The organism is Streptomyces sp. NPDC093252 (genome assembly GCF_040683675.1).
Classification (GTDB): Bacteria; Actinomycetota; Actinomycetes; order Streptomycetales; family Streptomycetaceae; genus Streptomyces.
The window spans coordinates 501,338-516,613 of sequence record NZ_JBFBEM010000002.1 but is presented as its reverse complement, the minus strand read 5'-3'; the positions used below and the strand labels follow the sequence as shown (position 1 = coordinate 516,613).

Below are 15,276 nucleotides of genomic sequence, written 5' to 3'. Positions count from 1 at the left end.
CACCCGCCAACGCACCCCACCCCCCACCCCCTCCCGCGCCCCCACCCCCTCCCCGTGTCACACTCGTCCCATGCGCGTGTACCTCGGCTCCGACCATGCTGGCTACGAACTCAAGAACCACCTCGTCGAATGGCTGAAGTCGGCGGGCCACGAGCCCGTGGACTGCGGGCCGCACCTCTACGACGCCCAGGACGACTACCCGCCCTTCTGCCTGCGCGCCGCCGAGCGCACGGCCGCGGACCCCGACGCCCTCGGCATCGTGATCGGCGGCTCCGGCAACGGCGAGCAGATCGCCGCGAACAAGGTCAAGGGCGTCCGCGCGGCGCTCGCCTGGAGCGAGGAGACCGCGGCGCTCGGCCGCCAGCACAACAACGCCAACGTGGTCGCGGTCGGCGCCCGGATGCACTCGGAGGCGGAGGCCACGGCGTTCGTCGAGACCTTCCTCGCCACCCCGTTCTCCGGCGACGAGCGGCACATCCGGCGCATCGACATGCTCTCCGACTACGAGACCACGGGCGACCTCCCGCCGATCCCGGCCCACCACCCGCAGGACTGAGGCCGGGCGGGACGCGGGACGGACGGCCGGGACAGGAGACGGGATCGTGCCGGAGGGCCACACCATCCATCGGCTCGCCCAGGACTACCGGGCCGCCTTCGCCGGGCGCCCGGTACGGGTCAGCAGCCCCCAGGGCAAGTTCAGCGACGCCGCCGCCCTCCTGGACCGTACGCCGCTGGAAGCGGCCGACGCCCACGGCAAGCACCTCTTCCTGGGCTTCCGTGACGCCGACTGGGTCCATATCCACCTCGGCCTCTTCGGCAAGGTCAACTTCGGCGCCGCCCCGGCGCCCCCGCCCACCGACACCGTCCGGCTGCGGCTCGCCCACGACACCGCGTACGTCGATCTGCGCGGCCCGACCACCTGCGCCCTGATCACCGACGCCGAGAAGCGGGCCGTCCACGACCGGCTCGGCCCCGACCCGCTGCGCGCGGACGCCGACCCGGGCGCCGCTCACCGGCGGATCTTCCGCAGCCGTACGACGATCGCCGCGCTGCTCATGGACCAGAAGGTCATCGCCGGGGTCGGCAACGTCTACCGCGCCGAGGTGCTCTTCCGGCACGGCATCGACCCCTACCGCGCCGGACGGGACCTCACCGTCGCCGAGTGGGACGCGATCTGGGCCGATCTGGTCGCCCTGATGCGCGAGGGCGTCCGCCTCAACCGCATCGACACCGTCCGCGCCGAGCACACCCCCGAGGCGATGGGCCGCCCGCCCCGCGTGGACGACCACGGGGGCGAGGTGTACGTCTACCGGCGGGCGCACCAGCCCTGCCATCTCTGCGGCGGCGAGATCCGCACCGCCGACCTCGCCGCCCGCAACCTCTTCTGGTGCCCCACCTGCCAGTCCCGCTGAACCCGGGGCCGACCCCTTCAGAAACGCGGGGTCGCTCCCCTCAGAACCCGCGCGGCAGCCGGGGCACCGGCGTCCCTCAGAACCCGTGCGGCAGCCACGGCGCCGGTCCGCCGCCCGGTCCGAACGCCGCCGACCCCACCGCCAGCGCCCCGTCCCGCGCCTCCCGGACCAGCCCGGCCCCGGCCAGCGCCGCCAGCGACGTACCGCCCAGATACGCCGACCCCAGCGCCCGCACCGGCAGCGCCAGGTCCGCGGCGTCCGTGGTGCGCTCGCAGGACGCGCCGCCCGCGTCCCCGGTGAGGCGCCAGCGCCCCGCGTTCCAGGGGCAGAAGGCGTCCTCCACGTCCAGCACCAGATCCACCGGCACCGCGTACGTCCGGGCCGCCAGCGCCGCGCCCACGTCCACCAGCCGGACATGCGCCGAATCCTTCATCCGGACCCCCAACCGCCGCACGTCCGACGCCAGATGCAGCAGCGGCTCGTCCACCGGGCGCCCGCGCGCCTCCAGCGTCGAGGTGAGGTCGATGTCGAACAGGAACCGCCACAGCGCCGCGTACGCCGCCGGATCCAGCGCCTCCACATCCCGCAGCCGCACCACGCCGTTCGGCCCGGCCGTCTCCCACCCCGGCTTCACCTGGAACCGGGCGTACCCGACGATCTCCCCCTTCGCCCCCTCCGCGACCACGCACTGGAGCGGCGAGGCCCCCTCGCGCTCGCTCTCCGGGTCCAGCAGCGGCACCCGCTCCCAGCCCGGCTGCCGGGCCAGCATCCCCACCCGCCCCGGCACCTTCGCCGCGTACACCGCCTCGCACGCCGCGAGCACCTCCCCGGGCGCCGCGTACCGCAGCCGTACGTCATCCGTCCCCGGCGGGACGGACAGCCGTACCCGGCGGGTCTCGGCGGTCAGGCTCAGCGAGTGCGAGCCGATGCCGTAGCCGAACCGGCCGTAGATCCCCGGCTCGGAGGCCGTCAGCAGCGCCAGCGGCCAGCCCCAGGACCGGATGTCGGCGAGCTGGCGCCCCATCATCGCCGTGAGCACCCCGCGCCGCCGGTGGGTGGCGGCCACGCTCACCATGGTCACCCCCGCCGCGGGCACCGACGCCCCGCCCGGCACGGTCACCCGGAACGCGAACGCCCCGGCCGTCCCGACCACCTCATCGCCGTCCCACGCCCCGAGGGAACGTTCCGTCTCGATCAGGGAGTCCCACAGCTCCCGCTCCTCCGCCGCCTCCGGCACCCCGCCGAACGCGCGGATCAAGGTGTCGTACCAACGGGAGATCTCGTCCTTGTCGTCCTTGTGCGGCACCCGAAGATGCGCCACGCTCGCAGGGGCACCCGCACCAGCCGTCGTCGTGCCACTCGCCTTGCTCGCCATACTCACCATGAACCCATGCCTACCAGGGCATTGCCGGACGAGCCAGGGAATTTCCCCCTGAGGGCGGCGCGACGGCTTTCCGTGAAGTTCACTGTGAAGTCGAGCCTCGGACGGGGGACAAGTGGGACCTCCCGTACCGGGCGGCCGGTCCGATGGATAGGGTCCCGAACTAATGGCAGCAGGACGAGAGCGGCGCGCGGCGGCCGAGACGTTCCCGGCCCGGTTGAAGATGCAGTGGCACCGGGCCCGCGTCGGCGTGCGCAGAAGCGCCGTGGACTACTTCCGCGGCGACGGCTCCGACTGGATCGCCCTCGTCGGACTGCTGCTCACCATCCCCGTGATCACCGCCATGACCCTCGCCAACCCGGTCTGGTTCTCCCCGGCCGCGCTGGTGCTGCCGATCGTGGCGGGCGGCCTGCTGCTGCGCCCCGCCAGCCTGCTCGGGCTGTACGCGGGCGCGGCCACCGCGCTGATCCTGGAGTCCGTCCAGCTCGGCCCGTACACCGAGGGCCCCGCCCGGGTCACGCCCGGTGTGGTGCTGGTGGTGGCCGCCTGCGGGTTCTTCGGGCTGCTGATCGCCCAGTTCCGCAGCCGCGTCGGGGTGCCCTGGCGGCGCGGCGGCACCATGCTCTTCGACCTGCGCGAACGGATCCGCACCCAGAGCAGGCTGCCCAAGCTCCCGGCGGGCTGGCACCGCGAGATGGCGCTGCGCCCGGCCGGCGGCCAGTCCTTCTCCGGGGACTTCGTGGTCGCCGCCCGCACCAACGGCGGCCGGACCCTGGAGGCCGTCCTCACCGATGTCTCCGGCAAGGGCATGGACGCGGGCTCGCGGGCCCTGCTGCTGTCCGGCGCCTTCGGCGGCCTCCTCGGCTCCCTCCCGCCGCACGCCTTCCTCCCCGCCGCCAACGGCTATCTGCTCCGCCAGGACTGGGACGAGGGCTTCGCCACCTCCATCCATCTCGTCCTGGACCTCGACTCCGGGGACTACGAGCTGTACTCCGCGGGCCACCCGCCGGGCCTCCAGCTCAGCGCGGGCAGCGGACGCTGGGAGGAGAAGGCCGCCGAGGGCCCCCTCCTCGGGGTGTACGACGCCGCCCAGTTCGACCCGGTCAAGGGCACGCTGCGCCCCGGCGACGTCCTGATGCTGTTCACGGACGGCCTGGTCGAGACCTCCGAACGGGACATCGTGGAGGGCATCGACCGCCTCACCGGCGAGGCCGACCGCTATGTGGCGGGCGGCTTCCACGGCGCCGCCTGGCATCTCATCGAGGCGGTCGCCAAGGACGTCAACGACGACCGCGCGCTGCTCCTGATCAGCCGCGAGGGCGGCGGCCCGGCCACGCCCCCGCCTCCGGCGTCCTCCGGAGCGCCCCGGACCCAGGGGACCTAGACGGCCCTCCGGGATGCCCCCGGGACTCCCTGGGGTGCCTGAGGGCCTCTGACGGTCCCCGAAGGGCCCTGACGGTCCCCGAGCGCGACACTGGGGCATGACCGATGTCCCCGAGCGCGACACTGGGGCATGACCGATGCCCCAGCCCCGACCCCGGCAGACCCCGCCGACCGGCCCCGGCTCACCCTCCCCGAGGTCGAGGCGCTCGCCCGCGCCGCCCACCAGGGCCAGACCGACAAGGCCGGACGCCCCTACACCGAGCATCTGCGCGCGGTCGCGGACGGCGTCCGGCGCCGGGGCGGCGACCCCGACCAGATCGCCGCCGCCTGGCTGCACGACGCCGTCGAGGACGACGCCCTGTCCGAGCGGCAATTCGCCGGGACCCCGCTCAGCCCCCGGACGAAGGCCATCGTCCTGGCGCTGACCAAGCGCGCCGGACAGACCCCGGAGGAGTACGCGGCCCGCGTCCTCGCCGTGCCGGGCGCGCTGCTGGTGAAGGAGGCCGACCTGGCGCACAACGCCGACCCGGAGCGGCTGGCGGTGCTGGGGGAGGAGACCCGGGAGCGGCTGACCCGCAAGTACGCGCGGATGCGGGCGCTGCTCGGGCTGCCCGGGTAGCCGGTGGGTGGCCCCAAGATGGCCGGAAGATGACGGTCGGGTGGACGGCGTCAATAAGCAATAAGTAAGTTTCAGCAAGCATCTTTCTTCGTTTCCAATGGACTTCGCCCACCCGCCCGTTCATGTGCTCTTGGGGCACTTTGCTCGCGAGCGGTGTTTCGCCGAGGCTAACTTTCCAGTAATTGCCGCGGCGCCCCATGGTGAGGACAAGCAACGTTGTCAACACTCCTTGTCCATGGCTTCAGATGCCCTTAACGGCCTGTTTCTCGCGCTCACGGGTTCGGAGATGCCGGACGCCGATTCGGGGCTCATGCGCGCCTACCTGGTGCAGCCGCAGCGCGAGCTGGAGGAGCAGCTCCTCCAGATCCAGGAACTGGTCGTGCGGGTCTCCCAGTCCGTGTCGTCGAACTCGACCGGCGAGTTCAGCGAGTCGTATGTAGAGGCCATGAAGACGCTGGCGGCCCCGGAGGGACAGACCCTGCTGGAGGGATTGCGCGAGCAGGCAAGGGAGTTGGGGGACTTCGCGGAGGAGTCGGCGTACCAGGTCGACTACACGAATCTGATGATCCTCATGCAGCTCGCGATGTTCCTGCTGGAATGGATGTTCACGCTGATCATGGCGATGTGGAATCCCTTCGGCGCGATGATTCGGCAGTCGTTCCTGAAGGCGATCTACAAGGCGATCCTGAACAGTCTGCTCCTGCGGGTGCTGGCGTCGATCCTGATGCAGCAGGTGATCCAGGTCGGACTGGCCGTGGCCATGGACCGGATCGCCCAGTGGGCCCTGGCCAAGATGGGCAAGTACACCACCAAGGGCAACACCTATCTGGTACAGGCGGTCGGCTTCGGCGCGGTGTCCGGGCTGCTGGCGGTGCCGTTGCAGTTCTCGGCGTCCTGGCTGGCCCAGCGGCTGACCAAGGGGTGGCGCGGGGACGCCGGGACGAAGCTCTTCGACGATCTGACCAACGCGCTGGCCAACCGGCCGGGACCGGTCCGGACGACGACCCGGAACGCCGACGACGGGCTGGACGGCGGCGGCCCCGCCCCCGCGCCGAGGACCCGCACCTCGGACACCGTGTTCGCCCGGGACTTCACCGGCCTGGTCACCGATTACTCGGGACGGGTGATGCGCGGCGGGGACCCGGGCGGGTCCGGCCCGGCCTTCGTGGACGACATGGGGACCGTCTTCGCCCGGGGCTTCGCCGACGACCTGGGCGGCGAGGGTCCGGCGCGCACACTGGGGCAGGACTGGGCGCGGACCTTCCTCTCCCATCTGACCAGGGACGACCTCGGGGACGCGCTCAGAGGCGTCCTGGCCCGGGGTCTGCCGGACACCTTCGGCGGCGGGGTGCGGCGGGCGCTGTCGTACGGGGCGGCGGATCTGGTGGCACCGCCCGGCTGGGGCAGCAAGGCGGTCGAGTTCGTGGTGCAGGGGGCGGGGGAGGGGCTGCTGGGCCTGGGCTCGGAGATCGTCTACAACGCCATCGCGCTGAAGGAGTTCTCCCTCAACGCGGCGAGCTTCTACTCGGGGATGCTCAGCGAACGCCTGACCCAGGTACTCGACTTCAACGCGGAGTGGACGGCGGCGGGCTGGAAGAACCTGATGACGGACATCGGGTCCAAGCCGGGGGCGCCCGAGCGGAGCGGGAACGGGAACGGGAGTGCGGACGGGGGGACGGGTTCGGGCACGGACACGGCCGGTGCGCCGGATTCCGGCTCCACGCGCGGTGACCGTGTGGTGAACGGGCCCGGTGAGGTCAACGGGGCAGGCCCCCGGGGCCGCGGACTGCCGGAGGGCCTGAACGGCCTCGGGAGCCTCAACGGTCTCGGGGGTCCGAACGACTTCGGGGGCTTGAACGACTTCGGGGGCTTGAACGGTCTCGGGGGGTTGAACGGTTCCTGGGGTTCCGGTGGTTTCGATGGTCCCAGCGACTTCGGGGTGACGAGCGACTCCGGGGTGACCAGCGACTTCGGCAGCGGCAGCGGTGTGGTGCCTGCCGATGTGAACATGCCGCTGAGGGACGTGCCGGAACCCGGCTCTCCGATTCCCGCACCGGTCGTGCCGAGCACTTCGCTCGTGACGGAGACCGGCTCGACGGTGGACGCGCCGCGCCCGAACGGGGACGCGCCTCCGCAGGAGCCGGGCACACCCCGGTCGTCGACTCCGACCACCCCGTCGTCGGTGACGCCGCCATCGGTCACGCCGTCTCCGGTCAGCCCGTCTCCGGTCACGTCCTCTCCGGCGGGTCCGTCTCCTTCCGGTCCGTCGCCGGTCATGCCCTCCACGGCCACCCCCTCCACGGCCACCCCGTCGTCGGCCAGCCCGTCTCCGGACGCGCCCTCCACGGCCACCCCGTCGTCGGTCACCCCGTCTCCGGTCACGCCCTTCCCTGCCCCGCCCTCCACGGTCACCCCGACGTCGGCCACCCCTTCCCCGGCCGCCGACGCATCCCCGAGGTCCACCGGGTCCACCGCCACCGGGCCGGGCACGCCCACGCCCCGTTCCGAGCAGCCCACCCCCCGTTCCGAGCAGCCCACGCCCCGCTCCGAGCAGCCCCGCCCCGTGCCCGGCCCTCCCAGCCGCGTCCCCGGCCTGGTCTCCGACCCCGACACCGCCCTCCCGGGCACTGCCCCCACCTCCACCACCCCCACCTCTTCCCCCACCCCCGCCCCCGGCCCTACCCCTACCCCCACCCCTCTCCCCAGCACTGCCCCCACTCCCGTCCCCGGCCTCGTCTCCGACCCCGCCGCCCCCACCCTCAGCTCCGACTCCACCCCCACCCCCACCCCGACCACCACGCCCTCCCCTTCCCCCTCTCCTCCCTCCCCCTCGCCCACCTCCGAAGCCACCCCCTCCCCCTCACCCACCTCCGAAGCCACCCCCACCCCCACAATCACCCCCCTCCCCCCCGAAGCCCCCCACTCCCCACCCGAGTTGCGCGCCATAGTGAACGCCGCCGCCGACGCCGCCCGGCGCGAGTATCTGCGGGACCTCGGACCAACCGCAGCGACCGAGGCATCCGGCGCATCCGGCGCAAGCGGAGCCACCGGCGCAACGGGAACCACCGGAGCCACCGGCGCACCCGGAGCCGCCGGAGGCGACGTCCGTCAAGTCCCCCTCCGGCTCATCAACTGCGTGATCCTCGTGCAGAACCTCGTCCGCCACCTCTACCTCGGCAACAACCCCGACCTCTTCCGGGACGGCACCCACGGCGGCACCGGCGTCCGGGCCGCCCGGACCATGGACGACAGCGACATCGGCACCGCCCGGATGGACCGGAAGCTGGCCGGCGGCCCCGGCTGGACCGATGTCACCTCGCCGACGCAGGTCCGTGACGCCCTGCGCGACGCCGCCCCCGGCTCCACCGCCCTGGTCCTCGCCCAGCGTCCGGACGGACCGGGCCACGCCTACGCCGCGTACCGCACCGAGACCGGCGTCCAGTGGGTGGAGATGCAGATCGAGGACGCGGCCGGGGAGGGGCCCCGCATCAGCGATCAACAGCCCGGCGCGCTGCCCGGACTGACACGTGCCGTCGTCGTCGGCCCCGACGGCACGGTCGACCCCGACGCCTTCCGGGCGTCCCCCGGCGGAATCGCCGACCGCAGCCCCTCCGATGTCGAGGCCGTGCTCGACCCGCCGCCGACCACCGCGTACGGGGCTGTCGGCGACCGGCCCCAGCCCGCGCTGCGGCCCCTCGCGCCCCCCTACTGGCAGGCCCTCGGCCGTGCCCCGGCCATCGACCTGCCCACCCTGATCTCCCGGTTCGCCGACACCCCCGGCGCGAGTGTCGCGCACGCCGCCCGCGACCTCGCCACCACCATCGTCCGGGAGCAGGGCGGCACTCCCGGAGCCGTCGTCCTCACCTACGACACCGCCGCCACCGACACCCCGCAGCGGGTGCGCCGCCATCTCGCCTGGGCCATGAGGGCGGTCCGGGAGGATCTGCGGCAGGAAGGGCGGGTGGACCCGGGTGCCGACGCGCGGGCCCGGCGCTTCCTGGGGCGGTACGCCGCCGCCTACGCGGACCCGGAGTCCCTGCTCACCCGGCCCGGCACCCTCCAGCAGACCCTCGCGGCGGTCGACAGCGAAGTGCGGGCCATCCGCGCCAGGTTCACCGGCCCCGGCGACCCCCGGCCCGCCCCGCAACCCCCCGACTCCCTCCGCCTGCTCGGTCTGCGCCCCGAGCACCTGCTGCCCGCCCTCGCCGAGGAACTCGGCGTCCCCGTCCGGCTGGACCTCGTCGACCCGGACGGGACGGTCCGGCACCGGTGGGCGGAGTCCGGGGGGCTCGTCTACCACCGCGACCCGACCTCCGGCAACACCCTGCCCAGCGAGATCACCAGCGCACGCGGCTGGGCCGAGGTGGACCGGCGACTGGCCGCCCTGGACCCGCGCCTGCCGGACCTCCACCGGTCCGCGCTGCTCCTCACCGCGGCGCCCAACGGCACCACGGCCGGTGTCCGCTCCACCCTCCCGCCCCGGATCGCCAACGACGCCCACCACGCCCGGGGCCTGATCGACGGCCTGACCCGGGGCACCGTACGGCAGGACGCCGTCCCGGCCGCGGTCGACCTGGTCGCCCGCTTCCTCGACCCGGCGGCGACCGGCACCCTGATGGCGCTGATGGCCCGGCGCACCTCCAGCGGGTCGGCGGACGGCGGGTTCGCCGCCCTGGCCGGACGGCTGCTGGCCGCCGGTGAGGGGGCCTCCGCCCTGCTCGTCCCGGCCCACGACACCCCGGAGGGCTCCGAGGGTGTCCCCTTCGCCCCCGCTCTCCTGGTCCTCAACACCGGCGGCGAACTGCGCTGGGTCGACTCCGTCCTCGGCCCGCTCTCCGACCCCTCCCCGCCCGGCCGGTTCCATTCGCTGGAGTTCGACCGGAACGGTCACGCGCTCGCCCCGGCACCGGATCTGATGCGCCTGGGCGGCCACGCCTGGCCCCTGCGCCGCCTGGCCGTCGGGGACGACGAGTGGACGGCGATCAGCGACCTGGCCCAGGCACCGGACACGCCCCCGGATCCCCCCGCGCCCCCGGCCCTGCTCACCCCGAGCGCGCCGGTACGGTCCTTCGGCACCGAACACACCGGCGCCCTCGACCTCGTCCGCATCCTCCCGGTCCCGCAGCCCACCATCGAGTGGCTGAACCGCCGGGTGATCGCGGCGGTGGAGGGTTTCGACCCCGACCCCAGCCCGTTCGCCCGACCTGATGAAACGTTTCGCTCCGCTGTCCGCGCCACCCTCAACCAGAGCCTGCTCAGCGCCGACTGGCCCCGGCTGTTCAGCGAGTCCGGACTCCCGCTGCGGGTGCCGTACCGCGGGGAGTGGTACCCGATCTCGATCCGGCTCTCCACCACCGACCCGCAGCCGGCCGACCCGGGGACCGATCTGCTGTCCGACGGGCCGCCCGTGGCCGTCCACCGCTGGGCGTACGGCACCACCGAGAGCACCGAGACGGCCGGCGAGGGCGCGCTGCGGCCGGGCACGGCGGCGTACACGCACTACATCCCGACCGGGCGGGCCGCGCTGCCGGAGGTGTCGGTCAGCCCGCAGGCGAGCTTCGTCCACAACCAGACCGCGAGCTGGGTGACCACGGGCCGCAACGTCTTCCCGATCGTCCGGCTGCGCAGCACCGAGCGCTCCTTCGCCTTCTCGTACTCCATGGTCTGGGAGCTGCGGATCGGCGACGGGGCCGGGGACCTGCTCGACGGGCGGGTCCCGTCGGACGGGTGGGCGCCGGTCCCGGGCGTGGTGCCGGACCGGCTGACGGTGTGGTTCCCGAAGCATCTGGCGGACCCGGCGCCGCTGCCCGTCCCCGACCCGGCCGATCCCACCACCCTGCCCGCGCCGGTGGACCGGCTGCTGGACGAGGTCCCGCTCTACAGCCTGGTCAGCATCCCCCACCACGACCGGATGCTCGCCCATGTCATGGAGTCCTTCGCGGGGCCCCTCGAACGGCTGGGGGAGCGGTCGAGGGAATCACTGCGGGAGTTCCTCTCCGAGAACGGCCTGCGGGTCAACATGCCGTCGCTCTGGGGCGGTTCCCTGCCCTCGCCCACCCTCTACGACGACTCCGGCCGGGTGATCGGCTATCTGCGCCTCGGCATGGGCATGTCCGGCGGCGACGAGGTGACCGGGCCGGTCTTCGCGGGCGCCCAGATCCAGAGCATCCTGCACCGGGCGCTGCGCATGGCGGGCGGTTCCTCGGTGACCAACTCCCTGGCGGTCAATCTGCCGCTGCCGGGTGTCTCACTGACCCTGGGCGGGGCGACGGACCCGGAGACCGGGGCGCGCGGTGTCGGCGGGTCGCTGACCGTGCAGTTCGGGATCCGGCACACCTTCACCCACACCCTGAGCAGCGGCGGCAGCACCCGGCTGATGCGCACCCTGCGGATCGCCCGCCCGCTGTTCCACGTCACCCCGCAGGTGTCCCTGCACGTCACCCTGGTGCGCCCGGCCGGAACCGAGGTGGGCCCCGCCGAGGGCTCGCCGCTGGCCGACCCGGCCCAGCGCTATCCGGTGAACCTCAGGGTCCCCTCGCTGAACTCGCTGGGCGGGACACCCGCCGAGGCCCGGCACCTCCCGCCCTATCTGCTGCACCTCACCTCGCTGAGCACGGGCACGACCGCGCTCCAGGTCGAGGGGACGGGCCCGCTCTTCGACCGGGTCGAGGAGGTGCTGCGCGAGCAGGGCTTCATGCCCTCCCGGTCCGCGCTGGCCGGGGCGCTGGACACGGTCACCCAGCAGTCGGTCCGCGCGGTGCGGCTGGACAATCAGCACCGGCTCGACCAGGCCCGCGGCCGACTGGGTCTGCGTGCCGAACTGGACGAGATGATCGACGGCGGGTTCACCGTGCAGTTCTCGGTGCCCACCACCGCCGGGGTGCGACGGGTGACCCTCACCCTGGTCGCCGAGCGCCGCTACGGGAGCGGCGGCCCCGAGGACGGTGTGGTGCACGAGTCGGCGGTCCCCGATGTGCACACCGCCAACTTCTACGGCGCCAACCTCGGCGGCGAGGAGTCCTTCACGACGGTGCCGCTCGCCTGGAACGCCGGGGTGCACGGCGCGGTCACCAACCCCCTGTCCGCGCTGGGCAGCACCCGGCCCCTCACCCAGGTCGGCGCCGAGTACACGTACAACGCGCAGACCGCGTACACCCGGGCCGCGGCGACCGGGACCGACCACGAGTACTACCTGCTGACCCCGGCCGCCGAGGGCGTCCAGGTCTTCCGGATCCCGGTCACCTACCGCATGGAGCTGACCTTCGACGACGGGACGGTCGTCGCCCCGGATCCCGCCCACGGCTCGGTGCGGCTGGCGGTGCCGTCCTACCGGACCCTCGCCGAGCCCGCCGTGGCCCCGGCCCGCACCGTCCCCGTGATCCGGGACAAGGGCGGTCAGGACGACGCCCGGCTGCTGCTGCCCGACCAGCCCGGACGCACCTACCAGAACGGGGTGCTGCGGCTGCCGGAGACGGCCTATCTGGAGCGGGTGGAGGGCAGCGCCGCCCTGCGCGACACCGTCCACGACCTGCTGGCCGGGCTGGAGCTGGAAGTCGCCGCCCTGGTGGAGGCGGAGGCCGCGGAACTCGCCGTCCCACCGATCCCGGGCGACTGGGTGGACGACCCCAACGATGGGGCGCACGACGGCACGGACGACCCGACCGCCCCCGGCGGCGACCCCGCGACCGGGGCCACGCTCCCCCTCCCCGTCACCACCAGGGGGTCGGCCGGCCCCGCCACCCCGGGCACCTCCTGGGCCACCGCGCTGGCCGACACCACCGCCTCCGCCGTCGGCCACGCCGCGCTCGCCGCCGCCCGCTGGGCCGTCCTGCCCCCCGGCGTCGACGGCGCCTGGCGCTTCGTACGGCACATGGCCGTCGGCGATCCCGTCGCCGACCAGGGCGCCGCCATCGAGCAGGCGCACCGCGCGGCCCTGTCCCCCCAGCACCTGGTGGGCCACGCCATCCGCATCTTCCGCGACTCCTACGTCATCGAGAGCGGCGGCACCCCCGGAGCGCTGGCCGGTACGGATGTGAGCGTGGAGATCCGCGGCTACCTCACCGAGGTCCGCCGGGTGCCGGTCGCGCCGAAACTCACCGTCGAGCGCTACAACCAGACCAACGACGCGTCCTCGACCACCGAGTCCCGGACCTCGGGCCACCGCTTCGCCGGCTCCGTGACCGGCCGCTACGGCGACAGCACCCGCTCCTTCGACCCCACCGGCACCTACCACTACACCACCGCCACCACCGCCGGCACCACGACCGCCGACAAGACCGCGTCGGCCCGCGCGATGATCGACGAGGGCAAGACCGGGCACCTGTTCACCGCGACCCCGGTCTATGTCGTCACCGTCCGCAAGGGCATCGGCAACATCGTCACCGGCACCGTCCGCCCCGGCCCCTACATCGAGCGCACCCGGGTGGTCGAGGTGCCCGACGGCGTCGAGTTCATCCTGGTGGACGAGGATCTGCGCAACCACCCCGACTTCCTCTCCCTCGGCGCCCCCACCCCCACGCCCGCCCGGCCCGAGGACCGGATGCTGCCGTCCTGGTACCGCGACAGCGGCGGCGTCATGCCCACCGGCACGGTCATCGAGGCCCATCTCGACGGTGGCCGGGGCGCCCTGCACGACGCCGTCCGCGCCGCCGTCGAGGAGCAGGCGCCCGGCTCCACCACCCTGGGCAGCTCCACCTACCGCCGCAATGTGCTCAGCCGCATCAACGAGCACACCTCCGCCGTGGGCCTGCGCAGCCTGCCGGAGGCCGGCCCGTCCGGGCACACCGCCTTCCACTTCGTGCACAACTCCTGGTACGGCCCCCGGATGGTCGAGGTCTCCCTCTCCGCCCGGCCGGTCCCCGGCGCACTGGACCAGATCCGCGGCCGGGCCGCCGACCCCGACTCCGGCTTCGACACCCTCTACGACTACTCCAACGGCGAGGGCACCTCCCTCCGGGTCCCCGGCGCCACCCAGGTCTCCTTCACCCGCACCACCGGTCACGGTCTGGACCTCGCCCCCGTCGGCCAGGTCCGCGGCAACCAGGGGCGCCCCCGGATCGCTGTGTCCGGGAGCCGCTCCACCACCGACACCCAGTCCTCCAGCCGCCAGCAGCGCGCCTGGGCCCGGACCTCGAACTCGGTCGACTTCCACCGGGTGGAGTACGCGTACTCCTGGTCGGTCACCTCCCGTCCGCTGACCGAGGCGGCACTTGTCCGGATCGTCACCGCCGGGCTGGGCGGGGTGACCAACGGCCTGGTGTGGGCGGGCCGCGCGACGGGCCTCCTCGCCCCGGCCGGTCCGGCGACCGGCTCCAGAGGCACCCACTTCGCCCGCCTCGACCTCCGTTTCCCGGCCGACGAGGCCCCACCGGCCCCCACCGCCGTCACCCCGGCCCCGACGGCCGCCCTGACGGCCCCGCCGCCGGTGACCCCGGCGCCGGACAGGCTCGTGCCCGCGGCCGTCCACGCCTTCGACCCCGTCTCCGTACCGCCCCCGGGCGGGATCGCCGTCCAGATCGAGCCCCCGGAGGTGCCCGACTCCGTCCGCACCCTCCTCGAAGGCCGCCCCTGGCAGCCCACCCGGCCGATCCAGCTCTACGAGTTCGACGGCCTGCCCGAACTGCGCCGGGCCCTGCGCGAGGTGCAGCCCGCTCTCGGCGGCCGGGCCGACACCCCGCAGACCTCCCGCTCGCCTTCCGGCGTGCTGCTGCGCCTGACCGAACTCGTCTCCACCTCGCGCTGGATCGAGCTGGAACCGGCCCGGGTCGCCGCCTTCCTCGGCCAGGAGGGCGCCCCCGGCATCTCCCTGCGCATGGGCGGGGTGTACGCGGCCCGGCCGGAGAGCACCAGCGTGGACATCGCCATCGACCGCATGGCGATGATGGTGGACGGATTCGGCGGCCAGACCTCCAAGACGACCACGGTCGGGGTGACCTTCGGCGGCTCCCCGATGCACGCCGACGGCACCCAGCGCGGCGGCCCGTCCCTCCCCCTGCTGGGCGGCACCAGCACCTTCGGCCAGGGTTCGAACGTCACCGGCCAGCGCCGGGACGTGATGCGGTCCGGCACCACCAAGCCCGAGGCCGACGGGTCGGGCCAGACCGGCCACCGCATCCGCGCCGTGGCAGTGGTGGAGGTGCACGGCCCGGCGGGCACCCGCTGGGTCCTCGGCGACCTGGTCTTCCGCACCACGGAAACCCCCCCACCCCTGCCCACCCCGCCCCCGGCACTCCCCCCGATCCCGTCCCCGATCCCGTCCCCGACCCCGTCGCCCCCGCCCACCCCGACACCGCCCTCGGCCCCCATCCCGGAGCCCGCCCCGATCCCGATCCCGGTCCCGGTCCCGGTGCCTTCCCCGGCCCCCGTCTCGGTCTCCGACCGCATCACCGCCGTACTGATGGGCGGCGACGGCGGCGACCTGGACGCGGAGGACACCGGTGGCATACGGGAGGTTCTCCGCTAGACGCCCCGACCGCTGGGCG

General features: G+C 73.9%; 6 protein-coding genes. 5 read left to right on the top strand and 1 reads right to left on the bottom strand.

The genetic code is table 11. From position 1 onward, the window contains the following. Window positions 1–70 precede the first annotated feature (70 nt). Window positions 71–556 (top strand): ribose-5-phosphate isomerase, encoded by a 486-nt coding sequence (locus AB0O01_RS05395; protein WP_365311109.1) that lies wholly within the window; start codon window positions 71–73, stop codon window positions 554–556. A gap of 46 nt (window positions 557–602) precedes the next feature. After that, window positions 603–1,412, top strand: a complete 810-nt coding sequence (locus AB0O01_RS05390) for a DNA-formamidopyrimidine glycosylase family protein (RefSeq protein ID WP_365311107.1) — start codon at window positions 603–605, stop codon at window positions 1,410–1,412. A gap of 76 nt (window positions 1,413–1,488) precedes the next feature. Here AB0O01_RS05390 and AB0O01_RS05385 read toward each other — a convergent pair whose 3' ends face one another. Continuing rightward, window positions 1,489–2,733: a GNAT family N-acetyltransferase gene (locus AB0O01_RS05385; protein ID WP_365311106.1), complete on the bottom strand. Its 1,245-nt coding sequence runs from the start codon at window positions 2,731–2,733 to the stop codon at window positions 1,489–1,491. Between the two features lie 226 nt (window positions 2,734–2,959). Between AB0O01_RS05385 and AB0O01_RS05380 the strand changes: the two genes are divergently transcribed. The 3 genes from AB0O01_RS05380 to AB0O01_RS05370 all read left to right on the top strand — a co-directional run bounded on the left by AB0O01_RS05380 (window position 2,960) and on the right by AB0O01_RS05370 (window position 15,257). After that, complete coding sequence (locus AB0O01_RS05380) at window positions 2,960–4,177, top strand: PP2C family protein-serine/threonine phosphatase (protein ID WP_365311105.1); 1,218 nt, start codon at window positions 2,960–2,962, stop codon at window positions 4,175–4,177. Window positions 4,178–4,306: 129 nt separating this feature from the next. Next, a complete protein-coding gene (locus tag AB0O01_RS05375; protein WP_365311104.1) occupies window positions 4,307–4,795 on the top strand; it encodes an HD domain-containing protein in 489 nt (162 codons plus the stop codon). Between the two features lie 286 nt (window positions 4,796–5,081). Beyond that, window positions 5,082–15,257 (top strand): hypothetical protein, encoded by a 10,176-nt coding sequence (locus tag AB0O01_RS05370; protein WP_365311103.1) that lies wholly within the window; start codon window positions 5,082–5,084, stop codon window positions 15,255–15,257. Window positions 15,258–15,276 lie beyond the last annotated feature (19 nt).

What these genes read in the sequence shown, in the direction of transcription:
- AB0O01_RS05395 (WP_365311109.1), top strand. Translation starts at nt 71, where the DNA reads ATGCGCGTGTACCTCGGCTCCGACCATGCTGGCTACGAACTCAAGAAC.
- AB0O01_RS05380 (WP_365311105.1), top strand. Translation starts at nt 2,960, where the DNA reads ATGGCAGCAGGACGAGAGCGGCGCGCGGCGGCCGAGACGTTCCCGGCC.
- AB0O01_RS05375 (WP_365311104.1), top strand. Translation starts at nt 4,307, where the DNA reads ATGACCGATGCCCCAGCCCCGACCCCGGCAGACCCCGCCGACCGGCCC.
- AB0O01_RS05370 (WP_365311103.1), top strand. Translation starts at nt 5,082, where the DNA reads ATGCCGGACGCCGATTCGGGGCTCATGCGCGCCTACCTGGTGCAGCCG.